Source organism: Micromonospora sp. NPDC047557, from assembly GCF_043205095.1.
Classification (GTDB): domain Bacteria; phylum Actinomycetota; class Actinomycetes; order Mycobacteriales; family Micromonosporaceae; genus Micromonospora.
Genome location: NZ_JBIDDK010000006.1, coordinates 288,276 through 310,011, shown reverse-complemented (window position 1 = coordinate 310,011; position 21,736 = coordinate 288,276). Strand labels below are relative to the sequence as shown.

Below are 21,736 nucleotides of genomic sequence, written 5' to 3'. Positions count from 1 at the left end.
GTGGATGTGGACGACACCGCCGCCCGGCTCGGGGTGCCCGTCGAGGCGGTCGAGCGTGTGCACCGCCTCGCCGGCGACCGGCCGTCGGCTCCGCTGCCCGCCAAGGCCGACGCGCTCGCGATGCTCGACCGGCTCGCGGTCCCCTCGGACGACGCCGCCGAGATCATGGCCGGCTGGCCCGACCTCGACTCACCACGGTGGACGCCCGAGCTACGCTGGCTCCTCGACCGCTCGATCGCCCTGGTCCGCGCCGATCTCGGCGGCTACGTCTGGCTGCCGCCCGGCCCGGAGCTGCCGCGCGAACGGGGCCCCGCCTGGCGGCATCTCTACGTGTACGCGTACCTGGCCCTGGTCGACGTCGTCCGCGCGTACCACCGCGAGCACGGCGTCCCCGATGCCGTCTCCTGGGCGACCCTCGCTGACCTGGGCCGCAACCTCGCCATCGACCGTCGCATGCGCGGCGAGGGGTGGCCGGTCATGCAGAGCTGGTTGACGCTGCACGTACGTGGCGCCGTCTTCGAGCTCGGCCGGTTGCAGCACCACCGCGGCGACGGCGCCATCGGCCTGCACATCCCCGACTCGGGGCCGTTGACCCCGGAAGCGGTCTCGGCGTCGCTCGACGAAGCCCGCGGCTTCTTCCCGCGCCACTTTCCCGACGAGCACTACACGGCGTTCTCCTGCGGCTCGTGGCTGCTCGATCCGCAGTTGCGGGAATACCTTCCCGAGGATTCCAACATCATCCGCTTCCAGCGACGGTTCGAGCTGGAGCCCTACGAGGAGCCGGAGGGGCTGGACGCGGACGTCGAGGTGCTGCGGTTCGTGTTCCGTACGCTGAGCACGCCGCTCGACGAACTGCCGCGCCGCACCGTCCTGCAACGGGCGATCGTCGACCACCTGACGGCCGGCCGCCACTGGCAGTGGCGGCAGGGCCGCTTCCCGATCTGACCCGAGTAATTCCTAACCTCTGCTGGGCGGTGGGCCTAGCCGGCGGCGGGCGGTGCCCCTCGGTCACCTTTGCGGGGGCGGTTGCGGCGGTAAGCGGTATACCTCAGAGTCATATTCATACCTCTGCGGTATACCGCTCAACAGCACATCGACACGGCGGGCAGCCACAGCGGACGACCAGCGCCCTTCGCCGCAGCCCTCAACCCCCAGCCCTCAGCCTCGCTTGACGGTGAATATGGTCCCCGGATGCCCGATGCGATTTTTGCCCACCCTCTCCTCGCACGTGTCTACGACGCTTTCGATGGAGAACGCGACGACTTGGCCGCCTACCTCGCGATCGCCGGCGAGCTGACCGCGAGCCTTGTGCTTGACGTCGGTTGCGGGACAGGATCGCTGGCGATCCTGCTCGCCGGAAGCGGCCATACAGTCGTTGGCGTCGACCCGGCCGAAGCATCAATCAAGGTCGCGAAGCTTAAAGATCACGCGGGGAGGATCCGCTGGATCCACGGCGACGCCACCGGACTGCCGGCGCTCGATGCCGACCTGGCGACGATGACCGGGAACGTGGCCCAGGTCTTTCTTACCGACAACGACTGGGCGCAGACCCTCCAGGGCATCCACACCGCCCTCCGCCCGAACGGCTATCTCGTCTTCGAAACCAGGCGCCCCGAACATCGCGCTTGGGAGGAGTGGGCGGCGGACGTCGATCCGGTCACCCTTGACATCCCGGGAATCGGGCCGGTGGAGCAGCGCCTTGAGGTCACCCACGTCGCCCTTCCATTCGTCTCCTTCCGGCACACCTACCGCTTCCTGAACGACGGCACGACCATCACCTCGGACTCGACCCTCCGGTTCCGCAGCCAGGACGAGGTCGAATCGAGTCTGGCCGCCAACGGCTACCGAGTCCTCGACGTGCGGGAGGCGCCCGATCGCCCAGGTCGAGAGCTCGTGTTCATCGCCGAACGTTCGTCTTAGGCGCGTCATGATCCGTAACACCGCTCGAATCCTCATTTAACCGTCGAGGGCTTAGGTGGGGGAGCGCTCCCACGCGGGTCGCGGTCAATGAGGAGCTCCACACAGGGGCCATGGAAGGGAGTCTCGTGTCCACACGCACGAGCGGGAACAGCTTGCGAAGACTGGCGATACCGACGCTGGTCCTCGCGATGATCACCGGTACAACCGGTGTCGCGGGATCGGCGTCGGCAGCGCCCGGAGACCGGTCGGCCAGCGGCAGCCCCGGCTATTTCACCAAGGGATCGGACCGGCGCACCACCCTGACCGACGGCGCCGATCGTCACGCCGATGTCGAAGGAACCAGCCCGAAGACCGCCGTGGACGCCTCCGGTTCGGGGGTCTACATCGTCGAGTTGGCCGAGGCGCCGCTGACCACGTACGTCGGTGGGACGTCCGGGCTCGCGCGGACCCGCCCCACGCCGGGTGCCCGACTGGACGTGACGTCGGCGCCGTCGCAGGCGTACCGTCGGCACCTCGACGCGCAGCGATCCGCTGTCGCCTCCGCGGCCGGTATCCAGGTCAAGGCCGCCTACACCGCCGCCTTCAACGGGTTCTCGGCGACGCTGACCGCGAAGCAGGCGACCGCGCTGCGGGCCGACAAGCGCGTTCGCGCCGTCACCGCCGCACGCGCGCTCGGCACCCGATCGACGTCGCCGCTCGCGACCAGCACGACGGCCGCCACCCCGACCGCCACCACCTCGGGTGGGGCCGACCGGTCCGCGGCCGACCGCACCACCAAGCCGGTCAAGCCCGGTCCCGCCACCGGCGCGGGCACGGTGATCGGCATTCTGGACACCGGCATCTGGCCGGAGAGCGCCTCGTTCGCCAAGAAGATGCCCGCGCCCCCGACCTGGCACGGCACCTGCCAGACCGGCGTGGCCTTCGTGGCCGAGCACTGCAACGGCAAGATCGTCGGTGCCCGGTACTTCGCCGACACGTGGCTCGCGGGCGGTGGCTCGGTGCCCGAGGGTGAGTTGCTCTCTCCCCGCGACATGGAGGGGCACGGCACGCACACCGCCTCGACGGCGGCCGGTCTGCCGATCTCGGACGTCACCATCGACGGTCGGCGCTTCGACCCGATCTCCGGGGTGGCGCCGGACGCTCAGATCGCCGTCTACAAGGTGCTCTGGGGCGGGATGGGCTTCGACGCCGACATCATCGCCGGCATCGACGCGGCCGTCGCGGACGGCGTGCAGGTCCTGAACTTCTCGATCGGCTCGCAGCTCGGCGACTGGGAGGCGAACACGCCCATCGGCGTCGCCTTCCTCAACGCCACCCTGTCCGGGGTCTTCGTGGCGGCGTCGGCGGGGAACACCGGCATCGTGAGCGGCGCCATCAGCAACGCGGCGCCCTGGGTGACCACGGTCGGCGCGGCGGTGACGAACCTCGACGAGGCGACGCTCAAGCTGGGCGACGGCACGAAGCTGGTGGGCGGCTCGCTGGACGCGCTGCCCGGTGGCACCGCGCGGGCGATGGTCTTCGGCGACCAGGCCGGATCGCCGGAGCTGGGCGCCGTCTACTGCGAACCGGGCAGCCTGGACCCTGCCAAGATCAAGGGTAAGGTCGTCGCCTGCGCGCTGTCCGACACGTTCGCCTCCGCCGCCGAGATCAAGGCCAAGGGCGGGGCGGCGATGGTGCTGTTCGACCCGGTCGGCAACTACCGGGTCAACTCGATCTACAACTTCCCGGTGGTGTACCTGCCGACCGAGAAGCAGGCCGGCACGTTGTTCAACTACCTGATGCGTCACCCCACCGACGCGACGGTGTCCCTGCGCGCCGGCGGTGACGGTTCCAGCGTTCCGGGCGTCCCCAGCGTCGCGGACTTCTCCTCCACCGGCCCGGACAAGGTGACCCTCGGCGTCTTCAAGCCGGACCTGGTCGCCCCGGGGTCGGACATCATCGCCGCGGTCTCACCGGCGGGCAACTTCGGGCGGCAGTTCGACGCGTACTCGGGCACCTCGATGGCGTCGCCGTACGTGGCCGGCGCGGCAGCGGTCCTGCGTGCCACGCACCCGGACTGGACGCCGGGCCGCGTCGCCTCGGCGCTGCGGACCACCGCGACCGACACCGTCGGCACCACCAGCCCGCTGGACCAGGGCAGCGGCTTCATCAACCTGGCCCGGGCCACCGACCCGGGACTGGTCATCGAGCCGACCGCTGCGGAGCTGGTCGCCTTCAGCGAGACGGCCCAGCCGGACGGAAAGGAACTCAACCTGCCGGCCATCTCGCTGCGCGAGTACGACGGCACCCGCCCGGTGACCCTCACGCGCACGCTCACCAACGTGGGCAAGGCGCGGGAGACCTACCGGTCGACGGTGTCCGGCCTGCCCGGCATGAAGGTCACCGTCACGCCGGCGTCGGTGACGCTGGCGCCGGGGACGTCCGCGACGGTGACCATCACGCTGCGCCGGGGTAGCGCCCCCTGGGACCGGTACGTGACCGGGTCGATCACCTGGAAGGGCAAGGGGCACAGCGCCCGGATCCCGGTCGCCGCCCGCCCGTGGGGGATCAGCGCGCGGCCGTACGGTGACGACGGCGAGGAATTCGGCCGGATGACCAGCGGCTCCTTCGGCTTCGCCCAGATGGGCTTCACCGGGCCGCTTGCCGGTCGCAGCACCGGTTACACGCCGATGCTGCGCACGTCGTACTCGATGCCGGCCGGCGTCTACGGCGGCGTCTTCGACCCGAGCGCCTCCGGCGTCAAGAAGGTCGACTTCACCGTGCCGGCGAACACTGCGGGCATCATCGTCGAGGCCAACACCGAAGACCCGAACACCAACCTCGATTTGTACCTGTACAAGGGCGACACCCTGGTCTACAGCAGTGACAGGTACTGGACCAGCGCGGAGCAGGCGTACAAGTTCCTGCCCGAGCCGGGGCGTTACACCGCGTACGTGTTCGCGCAGGTGCCCGGTGGCCCGGTCGTCGACTTCGAGCTGTGGCACGCCATCATCGGTCGTAACGCCAAATATTCGCCCGCCACGCTGACGCTGCCGTCGACGACCGAGCGCGGTCAGAGCGTCAACTTCACGTTGAAGCCGAACGGGCCGCTGCCCGAGGGCGACTTCTGGGCGTACACCGAGTACGACACCAACGGCACGATCATCCCCGGCAACCTCGTCTCCACCCAGCAGAGCGCCTGGCAGTAGGTCATGACGGAGCGTGGGGCGGTGCCGTCGGGCGCCGCCCCACCTTCCGCTAGCGCTGCCAGGCGTCGATGGCCTGCACACCGTCGCGCACGGTCCGGTCCAGGATGGTCGGGTTGCCGCTGCTGCCCTCCCAGCCCTGGTCGTGGAACACGGTCACCACCTTGTCGACCCGGGCCACGGCGATCTGGGCGGATGTGTTGCCGCCGGTACGCTCACCGTTCAGGCTCGTGGCGGCCCACGTTCGAGTCACCAGCAACGCTTCGTCCCCGACGCCGGGCAACGTCCCGCTCTTGACCGTGACCGGGTTGCCGCCCTGGTCGTACGAGGGGCACGCCTGCACCGCGCCGCGCAGGCGTCGCAGATATTCCGAAGCGCCGTCACCCTCGAAGGTGAAGATGGTCTGGTGGATCATGCCCTGCGGCACGTTGCTGTCGGGCTCGCCGGCCTTCTTGTAGGTCACCGTCATCGCCGCGCTCGCGGTGACCTGTCGGCCTCCGGTGCCGAACTCGTTGCCACAGAACTTCGGTAGGGCCTCGGTGACGGCCGTCGGGCGTCGCGGGGACTTCCGCAGCTCGACAGGCAGCTCGACGAAGGCCGACGTGGGGATGGTGACCGGCACGCTGGCGCTCGCGGATGGTTGCCCGGTCGGGCTCGGGGTGGCCGCCGCGGTCGTCGGCGACCCGGTAGACGACGCCGAGTCGGGCGCGTCCCCACCTGTCGTGCAGGCGGCGCTCAATGCGACGGTGCCCAGCAACGGCAGGATCAGCCGGAGCGCCCGTGGCGCTCGCGTGGTGGGTGGCGCTGCGTACCGGCTCATGTTTCCCCCCTCACCTCTACCCGAGCAGTTCCCTGCGACGAGCCGGCGGAAACGATCAGCGCCCGAGCGTGCGCACCGCGGTCGACGACACGCCGGCCAGTTCGGGCTGCGCGGGTAGGAACACCGTGGGAACACCCAGCGACTGGTTCATCGCGGCGAGTTGGTACTCGTATCGAAAGTCGGTGGTGTTGCGCACGCCTCGGACGATCACATCCACGTCGTGGCGGCGGCAGTAGGTGGAGGTCAACCCGTTCCAGGCCACAACGGTGACGGTCGTCCACTCGACCGGCAGGACGGCCCGTACGGCGGCCGTCCGCCGCACTTCGTCGGTGCCCGGACGCTTGCTGCTGTTGACCGCCACGAGCACGACCACTTCGTCGAAGAGCTCGCGTGCCCGGCTCACCACGTTCACATGCCCCGGGGTGAAGGGATCGAAGGTGCCGGGGTAGACGGCTCGCACGCGTACGCGTCCGGGTGTCACGCCCCCAGGACCCGCTGCGCGTCGCGGATGACCGGTGCGGAGGCCGCCGGGGCCCAGGAGGCGAACAGTGCCCGGAAGTAGGCGCCGTGGCGCGCGGCCACCGCGCGATCGTGCTCGATGACGTCCAGTTCGTTGACGATGCTCAGGTCGATGAGCGACCGACGTTGAGCCCCACTCGTCGTTCTCACCTGACCCACGAAGCGGTCGAACACCTGGCCGGTCGTGGCCAGCTCCCGCCAACTGCGTTCCCGGTCGCAAGCGCCGTACAGATAGACAAGCTCCTCGGGGTCGGCGCCGATCAGATCCCGCAGGACCGCACGATCGGCCCGATCGAGCAGGGTGAGGTCGAACCCGTCGGTGCCGTAAACGGCGTGGGTGAGGCCGGCGGCCGATACGTCGCCGTCGCAGCCGAGCGCGGCGAGTCGGTCGCTGACGCGACACAGGTGGGCGTACAGATTGCCCCCGGGATGCGCGATCTGCTCAGCGCCCCGGTCGCGGAGCCAGACCCGCACGTCGGTGTCGGTGCTCATGGCCCCGACTGTAGGTATCGGCTGCCGGAACTCGCTGCCCCCGGACGTGGGCAATATGTCACAGCGCCGTCAGCGGCTTCGCAGGACCGTCTCGACGGGGGCGGACGGGGGTTTGGCCCGTCCGCCCCCGACTCCCGATCAGGTGGCCGTGACGGTGAGGTTGAGCGAGCGGGTCTCCCCGCTGGTGTAGGTGACCGTCACCCGGGCGGTGAAGGTCCCCTTGCGCGCGTAGCTGTGACTCGTCGACCGCAGGGTCGCGCCGTGCGTGCTGGTGCTGTTGTCGCCGAAGTCCCACGCGTAGTCGGTGATGCTCTGCCCCGACGGTGCCGTCGCGGTGGCGGTCAGCGTGGTGGTCAGCGGCGCGGTGCCGCTGGCCGGGTTGGCCGCGAGCGACAGCGTCCCGCCCGGTTCCTGTTTGACGCCGGCCCCGTTGAACCGCAGCCAGTCCAGCGAGAGCAGGTCCGGTGTGCCGCCGACCTGTGCGGCGTTGACGAACTTCACGTACAGGACTGTGGTGCCGGCGGGTTTGTTGGTCAGCGTGACGGTGGGCGAGACCAGGTTGTCCCATCCGCCGGTGGAGCCGATGGTGGCCGAGCCGATCAGCGTGCCGGTGGGGGAACCGGTGCGCAGCTCGATGACGCCGCCGAGCCCGCCGTTGGTCACTCCGAGTGTCACCGAGCCGATGTTGCGCAGGTCCACCGGCCCGTACGCCGCCCAGTCGTTGTGGTCGACGTCGCCGAGCCGCTTGCCGGCGCGGGCGGTGGTCCGGTCGTTCACGGTGAGGCCGGACTGGGCGCTGAAGTGCTCGGCCTCCTTGCTCTTGGGTTGCAGCTGCGCCCGGGTCGAGCCGGTCAGCGCCGGTACGCCGCCGGCCGCGCCGCCGTCGGTGTACTGCGCGGTGACGACGGTGTAGAGGTTCTGCCCCGGCCCGTGGCCGTCACCGGCGTCCGCCTCGGTCGCGAGCAGTCCCGAGCAGCCGGTGTAGACGTCCAGCGGGTGGGCGTGCGTGTCGTGGCCGAGTTGGGTCTGGACGGTCACCTTGGCGCAGTCGATTGTGGTGTCCTCCGGGTCGGTGACCGTCACCGTGTAGGGGATCTTGTCGCCGAAGTCGAAGAACCCGCCGTCGGGCACGGTGATGGTCACCGTGGGTCGGGTGTTGCCGACCACCACGTCGGTGACGGCGCTGGCGGTCAGGCCGTTGCCGCTGTTGCGTACGGTCAGCCGGGCGGTGAACTTTCCGGCCGTCGAGTAGGTGAAGCTCGGGTTGGCGGCCGTCGAGTCGGTGGTGCCGTCGTTGGTGAAGTCCCAGGCGTAGCTCAGCGCCGAGCCGTCACCGGCCGCCGTCCCGGCCGAGGAGAAGCTGACCGCGAGCGGCGCGCGTCCGCTGTCCGGGGTGGCGGCGATCTTCGCGGTCGGCGGCCGGCCGTTGGCCACGTAGTCGATCCGGTAGATGCCGGCGCCGGCGTTGCTGCCGCCGCGACCGCTGCCGGTGCCCTCGCCGAAGTCGATGACGTAGAGCGAGCCGTCCGGGCCGAACTCCGCCTCGAAGGGCTGGATCCAGCTCATGTTGTCGAAGATTCCGTTGATCGACTGGAGGTCGCCGACGGCGGTGGGACCGAAGCGCGAGTTGGTGAAGGTCTGCGCGGTCTGGTGGATCGAGAGCGTCTTGAACCACTTGCGGGTGAACTCGTACGTGATCCACTTACCGTCGAAGTACTCGGGGAACTTCGTGGTGCGGGTGTTGGCCGGGTCGTAGTCGTAGACCGGCCCGCTCATCGGGCCGCCGCCCCCGGTGCCCACCTCGGGGAACTGGCTGGAGGCGGAGTACGCGTACCAGACCAGTGCGGGCTTCGCCGCCGGCAGGGTGGTCAGGCCGGTGTTGTTGGGGGAGTTGTTCGTCAGCGCCGCGCAGGTGAACTTCGCCCCGGAGGTGCTGGTGGCGAAGTTGTAGTCGTTGAACGGGATGTTGTTGCCCACGCAGTACGGCCAGCCGTAGTTGCCGGCGGCGGTGATGCGGTTGAACTCGACGGTCCCCTCCGGACCGCGGTTGGGGTCGGCCGCGCGAGCGTCCGGGCCGTAGTCACCGACCAGCACCGCGTTCGTCTGCGGCTCGATGGTGATCCGGAACGGGTTGCGCATGCCCATCGCGTAGATCTCCGGCCGGGTCTTCGCCGTGCCGGCCGGGAAGAGGTTGCCGCTCGGCACGGTGTACGTACCGTCGGCCTGCGGGGTGATCCGCAGGATCTTGCCGCGCAGGTCGTTGGTGTTGCCGGCCGTGCCCTGCGCGTCCCAGGCGGCCCGGCCGGCCTGCTCGTCGATGGGGGTGTAACCGCTGGAGGCGAACGGGTCGGTGTTGTCGCCGATCGCGGCGTACAGGCGACCGGCCGCGTCCATGGCCAGCGAGCCGCCCATGTGCGAGTTGGCCCGACCCACGCCGCGGTACGTGGGAACGGTCAGCAGCCGCTTCTCCGAGGACAGCGCGACGCTGTTGTTCGCCACCGTGAACCGGGACAGGTTGAGCTGTTTGAGGGTCTTGTCCGACCAGAGGAGGTAGACCCAGCCGTTGCTGGCGAAGTTGCGGTCCAGGGTCATTCCGAGCAGCCCGTCGGACTGGTCGGTCATCGCCGAGGTGTAGGCGAAGTCCAGCAGCGTGGTGACCTGGAGCGTGTTCGAGTCGACCACCTTCAGCGCGCCGGTGCGCTGGATGTAGTAGACCTTCCGGTCCGGGGCGACGGCCAGCTCGAAGGGGTCGGCCAGGTTCTCGGTGACCAGGCCCACCCGCTCGAAGTTTCCGGTCTCGGTGGCGGAGCAGTCGCCGGCGACCGCGCCGGCGGCCCACTCGATGCCGTAGCGCAGATGCTCCAGGAACGCCGGCTCGCTGAACCGGGAGCTGGCGTGCCCGCCGGCGGTGAACCACGACCGGCCGCCGTCGTAGCGCTGACACCAGGAGTACGCGTGGTCGACGCCCTCGTCCAGCCCGTTGATCCCGTCGCGCACCTTGATCTGCGCGAGGGTGTGCACGTTGCCGGTCGGGTTGGTCCGCCAGTTGTACCACTCCTCGCTCTGCTCCCACAGCTCCGGCAGATTGCGGGTGGAGGGGTGGGCACGGTCGAGCACCTTGACCCGGCCCGGGTAGGTGCCGCCGGTGGCCGAGAAGTCGGGGTGGTAGTCGAAGATGGTGCCGACCAGGCCCTCGTACCACGGCCAGTCGCGCTCGCTGGCCGAGGCGGCGTGCAGGCCGGCCCAGCCGCCGCCGTTGCGGATGAACGTCTGCAACGCCGCGCGCTGGCTGGCGTTGAGCAGGTCGCCCGAGGCGGGGGTGGAGTTGGTGTTGTTGAAGACCAGGGCGTCGAAGGTGGCGAGGTTGGCGTCGGTGAAGGCGCCCGCGTCGGTGGTGGCGACGACCTCGAAGTTGTGGGTGGCGCCGAGCTGCTGGATCGCGGCGACGCCGGCCGGGATCGAGTCGTGGTAGAAGTTGGTGATCTTCGAGAAGACCAGCACCCGGAAGCGGGGCGCGGCCTCGGCGGGCAGGGCGGTGGTGGTGCTCAGCACGGTGGCGACGGTGAGCAGGGCGAGGCAGATCGCGCGCAGGTGTTTGGGCATGGGGGCGCTCCCTGTCGGACGGTGAGGGTCGGAAAGCGCTTTCTCGCTGCCCGCATCACGGTACTGACAGCCAGTGATGACCGTCAATAGCCATCGGGTAAGCGTTTTCCTGACGCGGTGGCGGGACACCGCGCTCGCGCGGCGGCGCTTACGATGTCCCCTGGACACGCTCCGTCACGTCGTGAATGCGGCGTTCGGTCGACTCGTCGACGACGCGTCCCGGGAAGGTGAATCGATGACAGCCACGTCACGCGACGTCGTCGAGCGGGTGTTGCGGGCGAGCCGCGACCTGGATGTCGAGACGTTCGTGGGGCTGATGGCGCCCGACGGGTACATCGAGTGGCCCTACCGGCCGCCGGGCGTGCCCGCCCAGGTGCGGGGCCGCGCAGAGATCCGCCGGCATCTGACCGCGACGGCCGAGGCGTTCATCAGGATCGCCGAGCACCGCAACGTGGTGGTGCACGAGACGACCGATCCGGAGACGATCATCGTGGAGTACGAGGCGCACGGCAGCGTCGTCGCGACCGGCGCGGCGTTCGAGCAGATCGTCATCGCCGTGTTCCGGGTCCGGGACGGTCAGATCCTGTCGTACCGCGACTACATCAACCCACTGCCGCTGCTCGACGCGTTGGCCAGCATCACCGGCGGCACGCACGCGTAGGCCGCCCGCCGATCTGCGTCACCTGCAGTGGGAGGAGGCCTCGATGGGGGAGAACATCGAGGCCGCCGCGACGTGGCGCGATCTCGTGCCCTCCCTACCGGGTCTTCACCCCAGGCTATGAACGGCTGGTTGGTGAGGCCACGACAGCAGCCCAAGCCGTAGAGCTTGTCGTCGCGAGCCTTTCCGGTCCGGTGTCCCCTGACTCGATGCACTGATTGCCGCTCTCCGGCGGCACACCTCAGCTGCCGATCCGGTCGCCCCGGTCGAGTGGTGTGGGGGCCACCGTCAGGCTGGTGGCTGGGAGCAGCGGAGACGTCCTGCCGGCCGAGGTCCCGCCGTGAGGGTTACAGGTTCCCGGACTCCGGCCAGTTGGACCAGTGTGTGTTGGGTGGCATGTCTGGCGCGTACCGACTCGCATCTCCCATCGCCAGCACGTCGGCGAGCTGGCGGAAGGTCGTTGACTGACTGGGAAGGGCCTCCTGGAAAAGGTCCGGGTGGTGCCACCGATCCAACCGCATGATCTCTGGGAGGTCGGCCGGGATCCGCCGCCGCAGCTCGACTTCGTCGGCCAGGAGCAGCTCCCGGTGATCCGGAACGAGCCGGCGAAGCACGTCGACCAGTTCCTCGCCCAGCTCGGCCGCTACCGCGATCCGCTGTCCTCGTACCGCAATCGGGTTTCCGCAGTAGATCTCGGGCTCGTCGACATCCTCGATCTCGTCCCAGTTGTCGACCCGGTTGAGGAAGTCCTCGTTGCCAAAGCCCGGCTCTCCCGTGGTGAGACAGTTACCGAAGACGTGCAGGACGTCAACGAGGTTGCCAGCCCTGGGCGAGTATCCCAACGCCTCGACGATGAGCGCCCACCGGTGCGCATCGCGATAGGCGTGCAGCCGCGCGTCGACCGCGTAGAAATAGCCGTGGCCCAGGTCCGGGAACCGGAAATCCTCGGCCGCGGCGTCGAGCTGGTCGAGAATCTCGCCGGAGCGCATGGTCGTGCAGTGTAGCCACGGACGCTCCGACATGATCAAGCGTGGACGTCAGCCCCGGATGGATTACGACATCGACGCGTGTCACTCTGACTCTGGACTGAGTCAGCTTTCGGTCCGCTGAACCGGTCGGCAGCCGCCCGCAGCCGTCACGAGCTACCTCACCCGCTTCGGTGGTGTGGCTATCGTTCTGACATGCTCCGCGACTCATCCCGCGCCGTCGGTGCCGTCTTCCTCGCGGACGGCCCGGCCGATGGCGTCGATCTCAGCCTGTTCGGACAGTTCACGGGTTCCTGGGCGCTGGACTGCACCGAGTACGACCCCGACGGGTCGTCGTCCGTCCGCCGGGGCGAGTGGCACTTCGGGTACGCGTTGGCAGGTCGGGCGACCACCGATGTCTGGATCCTGCCCGGCGTCGAACACGGCGTCAGCGTGCGCTTCCCTGATCCCACGGCAGGTCCGGGAATCTGGCGCTCGACGTGGGTGGGGCCGGGTCGGCATCGGACGCACACCTTCCGGGCCGCCCGGGTCGGCGAACTGATCGTGCTCGACGGCGGTGATCTGCGGTGGACCTTCTCCGACATCGCAGCCGACGAGTTCCGCTGGCGCAACGAGGCGCGGCAGCCCGACGGTACGTGGCGGGTGCAGCAGACGTTCCAGGTGTGGCGGCAGGTCTGACCGGTGCCGCGACCCGCCACGCTCCGCCGATGACCCGCCGCGACGATCCTGTCAGCCGGAGGTGGTGAAGGTGAGAAAGGTGTCGGGGGGCCGCGTTTCGGCAGTGGGGCCATCGTGGATCTCCCACGCGTCCCCGACGACCTGTTCCGCCACCCGCGACCAGAAGGCTTCGACGCCGACGTTGTAACGCTGAAAGCCGATACTCCACCTGCCGGGGAACAGCGAGATGACCTGGACGGCAGCGGTACGGCCGACGCCGGTGCGGCGCAGCGCGCGGACGACGAAGAAGCTGGTGACGGACATGCCGCCGTCCTCGGTCGGCGTGGTCATCACGAACCCCGCCGTACGGCCGGCGGCGGTGATCAACCAGGCCCGGCGCTGCGGGTCGACGCCGGCGAGAAACCGGTCGAGTGGCCGGTCGTTGAACGTGCCGTCGTCGTTGGGCACGTGACCGTACGCCTCTGACAGATCGTGGCGATACAACTGACCCAGATTGCCGAGCACCGCCCGGTGCGACCGGTCGACAGGTATCAGCGCGACGGGGTTCGAGGGCGGGCGAGGCGGCATCGCAGCTTCCCAGGGCACCGCGGCAGTCTCGCATGTCGACCGGCGTGTCCTGGCCGCGCGCGACCGCCCTGCGGGCCGGTGCCTCCGGCGCCGACCCGCAGAGCTGGCCTACGTCAGCTTCCGGTGCAGGTGACGGTGGCGCCGCTGCCGATGCCGGTGCCCTGCAACCCGAAACTGGTGGTCTGGCCTGCCGCCAGTCGTCCGTTGTAGCTCTGGTTGGTCACGGTGATGGTGCCGCTGGTACCGCTGGCGACGCCGTTCCACACCGAGCTGACCGACGCTCCGCTCGGCAGGGCGAGGGTGACCCGCCAGCCGGTCAGCGCGGAGGTCCCCGCGGTGACGGTCACGCTGGCGACAAATCCACCGTTCCACTGGTCCTGAATTGAATAGACCGCGGTGCAGGCCGTGCCGGTGGGCGGAGGCGTGCTGGGCGGAGGAGTGGTGGGCGGGGGCGTCGTGGGCGGAGGTGTCGTGGGTGGCGGCGTGGTGGGCGGCGTGCCGCCGTCGAGCGTCAGGTTCTTCTGCTGGACGGTCCACTGGCTGCGGCACAGGCCGCAGTCCGGCCCGACGAAGTTGGCGCCAGCGGTGGTGTCACCCTTGAGGCGCCACTTGAGGTAGAGCACCGCGACGCGGCCGAACTCGCCGCCGTTGGCCTGGTCGTAGGTGCCGCCATGACCGACGTTGAGATTGCCCATGAAGGCGGGCAGCCCGGTCGGCAGCTTGCCCCAGTCGTCCATGGCGTTGGGGTAGGCGATGTCGCTGGGCCCGCCGATGAAGTAGGCGATCGGCTTGGTCAGCCTCCTGAGCTGGTAGTCGTCGGCGTCGTTCAGCAGGCCGCTGCTGAAGATCCCGGTCGTGGTGACGCGTGGGTCGGCCGAGACGGCGTACGCCTCCAGCCCTCCGCAGGAGAAGCCCGCGACGGCGACCTTGGTGGTGTCGAGCTTGTTGAAGTACTTGCTGCCCTGGCGGGAGTTCTCCGCGACGGCCCAGTCGATGGACTGGGTGAGCATCTGGGAGGTCGTGGAGCCGGATCCGTTCGGGGCTCCGTTGGCGATGGCGAGGAAACCGTGGGAGGCGATCTCGCGCAGGAAGTTGCCCTGGGAGAGGCCGTTGGCCGAGCACCCGCCGTTGCCCCAGACGACGATGGGGAGGCGTTCGGACGGGAGCGTCTGGGGCCGGAAGATGGTGTGGTTGGCCAGGCTGGCCGACGTCTCGTAGTCGGCGGGATAGGGCCCGGAACCGCCGACGGCGGCATCGGCCGGTGTCGCGCCGAGCATCACGATCACCGAGGCGACCGGGACGATGACGCTCACCAGCCCCGCGTAGATCTTCGATCTCCTTCTCATGCACCCCTCCAACGGATGTCACGGTGGGCTCCCGGCGGCGGTGGCGGCTGTTCGTTCACGCTGCGACCGCAGCGGTCAGCGCAGGCCACGGGCCAGGTCGAGGCGAACGCGTCGACCACCCGGCGGGGTCCCCACAGGCGATCCGTTGGGAGCGGTATGCAGTTACTATCACTGTCGTAACGAAAAGTGTCAATCTATGGTCGGTCCGGCGAGGCTGGGCGGCACCGGTCCTGGGCCCGCTGCTTCCGACGCCTTGCGCAGCAGCACCGAGCGTTCACGCTGGTTGGCGCACAGCCGCGCCGCCAGCTCCAGCTCGGCGCGCGCTTCCGCTCGCCGTCCGAGCCGGGCCAGCAGCTCCCCGCGTACGGTCGGGACCAGGTGCGATCCGGGGAGCCGGTTCGCGGCGATCAGCTCGTCCACCATCGCCAGGGCGCGCGCCGGGCCCGAGGCCATGGCCACGGCGACGGCCCGGTTGAGGTCGACCACCGGTGAGGGGGCGACCCGGCCGAGCGCCTCGTAGAGCACGACGATCCGCTCCCAGTCGGTCGCCTCGACGGAGGGCGCCGACGCGTGGGTGGCGGCGATCGCGGCCTGCAGGCCGTAGGGGCCGAGCCCGCGAGCCGACGCCCTGGCCAGCGCGGTCAGCCCGCGACGGATCGCGCAGGCGTCCCACTGCCGTCGGTCCTGGTCCTCCAACAGGACCGGGGCGCCGTCCGGGCCGGTCCGGGCCGGAAAGCGCGCGGCCGTCAGCTCGCACAACGCGAGCAGGCCGTGCACCTCCGGCTCGTCCGGTTGCAGCGCGGCCAGCGTACGGGCCAGCCGGATCGCCTCGTACGCGACGTCGGGGCGCAGCAACCGGTCGCCCGACGTGGCCGTCGACCCCTCGGTAAAGATCACGTACAGGACGCTGACCACGCCGCCGAGCCGTTCCCGGCGCTCGGCGGCCGGCGGCAGCTCGAACGGCACCCGGGCCGCCGCGATGGTCTTCTTGGCGCGGGTGATGCGGGCCTGCACGGTCGGCACGGGCACGAGGAACGCGCGGGCGATCTCCTCGCTGGACAGGCCGCCGACCACGCGCAGGGTCAGCGCCACCCGGGCCTCGGGGGAGAGCACCGGGTGGCAGCTGACGAACATCAGTGCCAGCACGTCGTCGTCGATCCGGTCGGGGTCGCCGCCCTCGTCGACCACCGAACCGGCCGCCGCGTCGACCGCCAACAGGGCGTACCGCTCCTGGAGCGCGCTTCGGCGGCGGATCGCGTCGATGGCCCGCCGTCGGGCCGTGGCCATCAGCCAACCGGCCGGATTGGCCGGGGAGGCACGCCGCCACGACACCAGCGCCTCGGCCACCGCCTCCTGGGCGGCGTCCTCGGCCAGCTCGAAATCACCGGTGAACCGGGTCAGCGCGGCGACGATCCGCGCCGACTCGATCCGCCAGACGGCCTCGACGTCGGCCGTACCCATCAGAGGTGGCCGGTGCTCGCGCTGTCCGCCGGGACCTCGTCGGCCTCGGCCACCCGCCGGACCTCGATCTTGGAGCCGCGGACCGCGGGGAACCTCCTGGCCCACTCCACCGCCTCCTCCTTCGAGGCGACATCGAGCAGGAAGTAGCCCCCGAACAGTTCCTTGGTCTCGCCGTACGGCCCGTCCGTGACCACCGGGGCCTCGCCGCCGAAGTCGACCACGACGCCCTCGGCCGGATCGTCCAGCCCTTCGGCCGCGAGGAGGACGCCGGCCTTGACCATCTCCTCGATGAACGTGCGGGTCGCGACCATCGCCTCGTCGATCGAGGCCATCATGGCGGCGTTCGACTCGTCGGTGCCTCGCATGATCAGCATGTACGTCGACATCGCGTTCTCCTCGTCCGGTGGGGCCGCCCCTCGGCCCTCACCCCACACGTCGAACGGGCGGCCGGTGGATCGACGCGGCCCCGCAACAAAACTCTCGTCGCAATCCAGCTCGTGGGCTCGCGTCCCGTCCGTCGGACCAGCTCTGAGCGTCGGCTGACGCGGACGCTCGGCAGATCACCTGCGCATTGTCACAGCTCCGCGAAGCCCGGTGTCGCTGCCCAGGACGGGCGCCAGGTCGTCGCGGGGAGCGGCGCCAGGCTCGCGACGTGGTCGATGACCGCCTGGAGTCCCGGGTGCGGGTTGACCCGCGGCAGGATGAGCGAGAGCGGGTACGCGAGCGTCGGGCACGCGATCGGGATGCGGCGCAGGTCGTGGTTCGTCGGCCAGAGGTACCGGTCGCGCGCGCCGACCAGGGTCGCCACGTCGGCGGAGTCCGCGAGGATGTCGAGCAGCACCTCGTCGCCGAAGTTCGGGCCGGCGGCGTCGATGCGCAGGTCGAACTCGGTGGCGAGTTCATCGTAGAAGTCCGACCATTCGCTTCGCGGCGCGATGCCGGGGACCCAGATCCGGTGCCCGCGTAGCTGGGCCGGTGTCAGTGTGCGCGCGGAGGCGAGCGGGTGTCGCGGGCCGACGAGCAGTTCCAGGGGTGAGTCGAACGCGTGGATCATCCGCACGTCGCGCGGCAGCGTGGCCGGGTCGGTGACCGAGCGGAACGAGGCGTCGACGTCGCCCGCCTGGACGGCGGCGACCGCTGCGCGCGGGTCGTTGACCCGCAGGGTCACCACGTCGAGCCTTATGTCCGGATGTGACCGCCAGTAGTCGTGCAGGACGACGGCCTGCGCGGACCGCAGGCCGAGAACGTCGATTCGCAGGGCCCGCGAGCCCGGTCTGATCGCGGCGAGGGCGCGGTCCACCCCGGCCACGATGCCCCGGGCGTGCGGGAGGAATGCCTGGCCGTCGAGCGTCAGCTCGACCCCTCGGGGAGTACGCGTGAACAACCGGACGTCGAGGGCGCGTTCAAGGGCGGCGATCCGCTTCGACACGGCCTGCTGCGTCACGCCCAGCTCCTCGGCCGCGTGCTGCAACTGCCCGAACTCGGCCGCCCGGACGAACGATCGCACCGCCTCGGTATCCACCGGACCATCATCCACCCGTACAACCGTTGGTTGTGACACGCCCGGACGGTGGTTGTTTGCGCCGACGTCGGTGGCGTTGGTGTGCTGCCCGGACCCGAACGTCGGTTGTCACGAGGGGGGCGGATGGGCGCGCGGTTGGGGTCCAGTTTCGGTTGGCTGTGGTCGGCGTACGCCGTCAGCACGTACGGCACGTGGATCGCCTTCGGCGCGTTCCCGCTGATCGCGGTTCGCATCCTGCACTCGCCGGCGTTCGCCGTGTCGATCCTGGCGGCGGCCGGACCGGCCGTCGCGGCGGCCGTGGCGTTCTCGCTCGGGCCGTGGGTCGAGCACCGGGCGAAGCGTCCGGTGCTGGTCGCCATGGACCTGCTCCGGTTCGTGGCCATGGCGAGTGTGCCGCTCGCGTACGCCTTCGATCTGCTGTCCTACGGCCAGTTGCTTGTCGTCTCGGTCCTCTCCGGGACCGCGAGCATCGCCTTCGCCGCCGCGTCCGGCGCGTACCTCAAGTACCTCGTCCAGGGCGATCACCTGGTGGTGGCGAACGGGCGGTTCGAGGCCACGAACTGGGCGGCGATCGCGGTAGGCCCACCGCTCGGCGGCGCGCTCGTCGGGCTGCTCGGCCCGGTCGTCACGGTCGCGGCCGACGCCCTGAGCTACCTGCTCTCGGCGCTCGCGGTCCTGCGGATCCGCGGCGGCGACGTCGCGTCGCCCCGGGACCGTGCCGGCCGGCTGCGCGGCGCCGATCTTCTGGTCGGCTGGCGGTTCATCCTGCACGACCGTGCCCTGCGAGGGCTGTTCCTCAACTCGATCCTGGTCGGCGGCCTCATCATGGCCACCGCGCCGCTCCTGGCTGTCCTTCTGCTGGGGCAGTACCACCTCCCGGCCTGGCAGTACGGCCTCGCCTTCGGCGTCCCGGCGCTCGGCGGCCTGGTAGGCGCCCGGCTGTCCGCCCGCCTCGTGGCCCGCCACGGCCGGCACCGGGTCATGATCGTCTCCGGGTGGTTGCGCTCGGTCTTTCCACTCGGTCTCGCGCTCGTCCAGCCGGGCATCCCCGGACTCGTCACCGTGATCGTCGTCGAGGGCCTGCTGATCACCTGCATGGGCGTCTTCAACCCGATCTACGCGACCGAGCGACTGCACCGCACCCCGCTCGGCCACACCGCCCGCGTCCTCAGCACGTGGAGTGCCGTCAGCAGACTCGTCCAGGCGGCCCTGGTGGTGATCTGGGGCGTCCTCGCGACCCTCACCAGCCCTCTCGCGGCGATCACCATCTCCGGCCTTCTGCTGCTCGCCACCCCGCTCCTGCTGCCCGGGCGTACCCCGTCGGTGGCCACCGAGCCCGCCGCGCCCGCCAGAGACGTTCAGGTCGGATGACCGGGTGGCTCACCCTCCGTGCCCGCCATCTTTATATTCCCAGTCATCGATGTTAACGTTCACTTAACGTCGTCGTCTGCCGGTCGTCATCATCGTCGGCAGCGGCCCGGTGGGATCGGAGAACGCTCATGACCACATCCGGCAGGGTTCTTCGCGTGCGCTCGGTGGCGGTGGTGACGGTGTGCGCTCTCGCCGCCGCAGTTCCGATGGCTTCTGCCGCGTCCGCGTCCGCGACCATCACCGTGGCCGCCGATGGCAGCGGCAACTACACGACCGTGCAGGCGGCGATCGACAGTGTCGCGGCGAACAACGGCGCTCCGGTCACCATCACCATCAAACCCGGCACCTACCGGGGCGTGGTCACCGTTCCCGCCAACAAGCCCCACCTCACGTTGGCGGGCGCCGGTAGCTCCGCCGCCCAGGTGGTGATCGTCGAGGGGCACGCGGCCGGCCAGACCAAGCCCGGTGGCGGTACGTACGGCACGTCCGGCAGTGCCTCGGTCTTCGTCAACGCCAACGACACCACGATCAGCAATCTGACCATGTCGAACGACTTCAACGAGGCCGCGAACACCCTCGACGCCGAGCAGGCCGTCGCTGTCAACACCTCCGGCGACCGGGTGCAGTTCGACAACGTCCGCATTCTCGGCAACCAGGACACCCTGCTGGTCAACGCACCCAGTGTCAGCGCGGTCCGGCGTCTCTACGTCCGCAACTCCTACGTGGAGGGTGACGTCGACTTCATCTTCGGCCGGGGCACCATGGTCTTCCAGAACGGCACGGTGCACTCGCTCACCCGGGGCTCGTCGTCGAACAACGGCTACCTCACCGCCGCGGCCACCGACATCAACAACAAGTTCGGCTTCCTGTTCTGGGGAACCACACTGACCAGCAACGCTCCCGCCAGGACCGTCTATCTGGGCCGGCCCTGGCATCCCAGCGGTGACGTCAACGCGCGCGGTCAGGTCCTCTACCGGGGCGTCTCGATGGGCGCACACATCCGTAACGATCCCTGGACCGACATGTCCGGCTTCTCGTGGAGGACCGCCCGGTTCGCCGAGTACGGCAGCACCGGGGCTGGCGCCGTCATCAACGCCGACCGGCCCCAGATGAGCGCCTCCACCGCCACCCAGTACACACCGACCGCCTACCTGGCGGGTAGCGACGGCTGGAACCCCATCCGATGACGAAGATTCGTTCCCTGCGGACCGCGGCCCTCGTCGCAGTCGCCGCCGGGGTGCTCGCCGCAGGTCTGCCGGTCCTCAGCGCCGAGGCTGCCGCCGGTGACGGCACACCGGCCGACTCCAACATCAGCTTCGTCGGCCGGTGGAACAAGACGAACGCCTCGGCCTACGTGCCCTACTGGGCCGGCGCGTACCTGCGGGTCGGGTTCACCGGCAAGACGGTGAAGCTCCGCCAGCGCAATACCATCCAGCTGTGGGCCAGCATCGACGGTAGGGCGTTCACGTCCTTCGCCGGCTCCGGCACGATCAACCTGACGCCGACCGCGCTGGCGGCCGGCAACCACACCTTGATCGTCAGTTACCGGCAGGTGGCCGGCTCCTACACCGGCGACGCGGTCTTCCAGGGGCTGATTCTGGATTCGGGCGCGCGCACATTCACGCCACCGGCCCGCCCCAAGCTGGTCGAGTTCGTCGGTGACTCGATCACCGCGGGCGCCACGAGCAGCCAGCTCGCCGTGACCGGCTACGCCTTCAAGGTCGGCGAGAGGCTCGGCTACGACCACACCCAGATCGCGATCGGTGGCATGTGTCTGGCCGAGACGACCGATGGATGCTGGGCGCAGGAGACCCGCTACTGGATGTCGTCCGGTGGCCAGGTCGGCACCGACCCGTGGGACTTCTCCCGCTACACGGCCGACGGCGTGGTGATCAACCTGGGGACGAACGACAAGAGCCATGGCGTGAGCGCCGCGGACTTCCAGGCGACGTACACCACCTTCCTCGCCAGGATCCGGGCCAGGTTTCCGAACGCCAAGCTCTTCGCCATGCGGACGTTCATCGGTCGTTATGCGACGGAGACGGAGGCGGCGGTGCGGGCACGCAACGCCGCGGGTGACACCAACGTGTTCTACGTGGACACCAGCGGCTGGCTCCCGTCGGGCGGCCTGAGCGACTCGGTGCACCCGAACGACGCGGGCCATCAGGCAATCACCGACCGGCTGGCCCCGGTCCTCAGCGCACGACTTTCCACGACCCCGGACCCGACGACCCCGCCCCCCACGACTGCGCCGACCACGCCGGCGCCGACCGCTCCTGCGGGCGGGGCCTGCGCGGTCACCTACCGCAAGACCGGTGACTGGGGTACGGGCGCCCAGTTCGACGTGACGCTCAGCAACACCTCCGCCGCCCCGGTCAACGGTTGGACACTGACCTGGTCCCTGCCAGGCAGTCAGCGGATCACGCAGTCCTGGAATTCCACAGTCACCCAGTCCGGCGCTACGGCCACGGCGGTGAACGCCGCCTGGAACGCGGTGATCCCGGCCGCCGGTTCGATCAGCTTCGGATTTGTCACCGACAGTCCACTCAGCGGAGCGACGGGCTTCGCCCTCAACGGCTCCGGGTGCGCCGCCGCCACGTGATGGCGA

18 protein-coding genes are annotated in these 21,736 nt (G+C 69.9%); 8 read left to right on the top strand and 10 right to left on the bottom strand.

Annotated elements, in window-relative coordinates; all coding sequences use genetic code 11:
• The 3 genes from ACGGAQ_RS17755 (at position 1) to ACGGAQ_RS17745 (ending at position 5,108) form a co-directional block, all read left to right on the top strand.
• Positions 1-945: an acyltransferase domain-containing protein gene (locus ACGGAQ_RS17755; RefSeq protein ID WP_393050330.1), complete on the top strand. Its 945-nt coding sequence runs from the start codon at positions 1-3 to the stop codon at positions 943-945.
• A 246-nt stretch (positions 946-1,191) separates the two neighbouring features.
• Entirely contained in the window at positions 1,192-1,920 is a 729-nt protein-coding gene (locus ACGGAQ_RS17750; RefSeq protein ID WP_393050327.1) for a class I SAM-dependent methyltransferase, read from the top strand.
• A gap of 188 nt (positions 1,921-2,108) precedes the next feature.
• Positions 2,109-5,108, top strand: a complete 3,000-nt coding sequence (locus tag ACGGAQ_RS17745; protein ID WP_393050324.1) for a S8 family serine peptidase — start codon at positions 2,109-2,111, stop codon at positions 5,106-5,108.
• A gap of 49 nt (positions 5,109-5,157) precedes the next feature.
• Here ACGGAQ_RS17745 and ACGGAQ_RS17740 read toward each other — a convergent pair whose 3' ends face one another.
• The 4 genes from ACGGAQ_RS17740 to ACGGAQ_RS17725 form a co-directional block, all read right to left on the bottom strand.
• Positions 5,158-5,925, bottom strand: coding sequence for a hypothetical protein (locus tag ACGGAQ_RS17740; protein ID WP_393050322.1), 768 nt, complete (start codon positions 5,923-5,925; stop codon positions 5,158-5,160).
• Positions 5,926-5,980: 55 nt separating this feature from the next.
• Positions 5,981-6,385 carry a pantetheine-phosphate adenylyltransferase gene (gene coaD, locus ACGGAQ_RS17735; RefSeq protein ID WP_393050320.1) on the bottom strand — a complete coding sequence of 135 codons (405 nt, stop codon included), beginning with the start codon at positions 6,383-6,385 and terminating at the stop codon, positions 5,981-5,983.
• Between the two features lie 17 nt (positions 6,386-6,402).
• A complete protein-coding gene (locus ACGGAQ_RS17730; RefSeq protein ID WP_393050318.1) occupies positions 6,403-6,936 on the bottom strand; it encodes a DUF6817 domain-containing protein in 534 nt (177 codons plus the stop codon).
• A gap of 138 nt (positions 6,937-7,074) precedes the next feature.
• Entirely contained in the window at positions 7,075-10,539 is a 3,465-nt protein-coding gene (locus ACGGAQ_RS17725; protein WP_393050315.1) for a ThuA domain-containing protein, read from the bottom strand.
• 235 nt (positions 10,540-10,774) lie between these two features.
• Here ACGGAQ_RS17725 and ACGGAQ_RS17720 point away from each other — a divergent pair, with 235 nt between their 5' ends.
• On the top strand, positions 10,775-11,200 hold the full coding sequence (locus ACGGAQ_RS17720) for a nuclear transport factor 2 family protein (RefSeq protein WP_393050312.1): 426 nt from the start codon (positions 10,775-10,777) through the stop codon (positions 11,198-11,200).
• 344 nt (positions 11,201-11,544) lie between these two features.
• Here the strand turns inward: ACGGAQ_RS17720 and ACGGAQ_RS17715 are convergent, their stop codons facing one another.
• Positions 11,545-12,186 carry a DUF7003 family protein gene (locus ACGGAQ_RS17715; RefSeq protein WP_393050309.1) on the bottom strand — a complete coding sequence of 214 codons (642 nt, stop codon included), beginning with the start codon at positions 12,184-12,186 and terminating at the stop codon, positions 11,545-11,547.
• 192 nt (positions 12,187-12,378) lie between these two features.
• Here ACGGAQ_RS17715 and ACGGAQ_RS17710 point away from each other — a divergent pair, with 192 nt between their 5' ends.
• A complete protein-coding gene (locus tag ACGGAQ_RS17710) occupies positions 12,379-12,861 on the top strand; it encodes a hypothetical protein (protein WP_393050306.1) in 483 nt (160 codons plus the stop codon).
• A 51-nt stretch (positions 12,862-12,912) separates the two neighbouring features.
• Here the strand turns inward: ACGGAQ_RS17710 and ACGGAQ_RS17705 are convergent, their stop codons facing one another.
• From ACGGAQ_RS17705 to ACGGAQ_RS17685, 5 genes are all read right to left on the bottom strand, one after another.
• Positions 12,913-13,308 (bottom strand): GNAT family N-acetyltransferase, encoded by a 396-nt coding sequence (locus ACGGAQ_RS17705; protein ID WP_393050303.1) that lies wholly within the window; start codon positions 13,306-13,308, stop codon positions 12,913-12,915.
• Between the two features lie 233 nt (positions 13,309-13,541).
• Positions 13,542-14,774 (bottom strand): cellulose binding domain-containing protein, encoded by a 1,233-nt coding sequence (locus ACGGAQ_RS17700; RefSeq protein WP_393050300.1) that lies wholly within the window; start codon positions 14,772-14,774, stop codon positions 13,542-13,544.
• Positions 14,775-14,963: 189 nt separating this feature from the next.
• The gene (locus ACGGAQ_RS17695; protein WP_393050298.1) at positions 14,964-16,235 is read right to left on the bottom strand and encodes an RNA polymerase sigma factor; all 1,272 of its coding nucleotides are present in this window, start codon (positions 16,233-16,235) and stop codon (positions 14,964-14,966) included.
• Positions 16,235-16,621 (bottom strand): YciI family protein, encoded by a 387-nt coding sequence (locus ACGGAQ_RS17690; protein WP_393050295.1) that lies wholly within the window; start codon positions 16,619-16,621, stop codon positions 16,235-16,237. The genes ACGGAQ_RS17695 and ACGGAQ_RS17690 overlap by 1 nt, the downstream gene beginning before the upstream one ends.
• Positions 16,622-16,809: 188 nt before the next feature.
• A complete protein-coding gene (locus ACGGAQ_RS17685) occupies positions 16,810-17,757 on the bottom strand; it encodes a LysR family transcriptional regulator (RefSeq protein WP_393050292.1) in 948 nt (315 codons plus the stop codon).
• A gap of 123 nt (positions 17,758-17,880) precedes the next feature.
• Here ACGGAQ_RS17685 and ACGGAQ_RS17680 point away from each other — a divergent pair, with 123 nt between their 5' ends.
• The 3 genes from ACGGAQ_RS17680 to ACGGAQ_RS17670 all read left to right on the top strand — a co-directional run bounded on the left by ACGGAQ_RS17680 (position 17,881) and on the right by ACGGAQ_RS17670 (position 21,730).
• On the top strand, positions 17,881-19,128 hold the full coding sequence (locus tag ACGGAQ_RS17680; RefSeq protein ID WP_393050289.1) for an MFS transporter: 1,248 nt from the start codon (positions 17,881-17,883) through the stop codon (positions 19,126-19,128).
• A gap of 206 nt (positions 19,129-19,334) precedes the next feature.
• A complete protein-coding gene (locus tag ACGGAQ_RS17675; protein ID WP_393050286.1) occupies positions 19,335-20,315 on the top strand; it encodes a pectinesterase family protein in 981 nt (326 codons plus the stop codon).
• Positions 20,312-21,730: a cellulose binding domain-containing protein gene (locus ACGGAQ_RS17670; RefSeq protein WP_393050283.1), complete on the top strand. Its 1,419-nt coding sequence runs from the start codon at positions 20,312-20,314 to the stop codon at positions 21,728-21,730. The genes ACGGAQ_RS17675 and ACGGAQ_RS17670 overlap by 4 nt, the downstream gene beginning before the upstream one ends.
• The last annotated feature ends 6 nt before the right edge of the window (positions 21,731-21,736 follow it).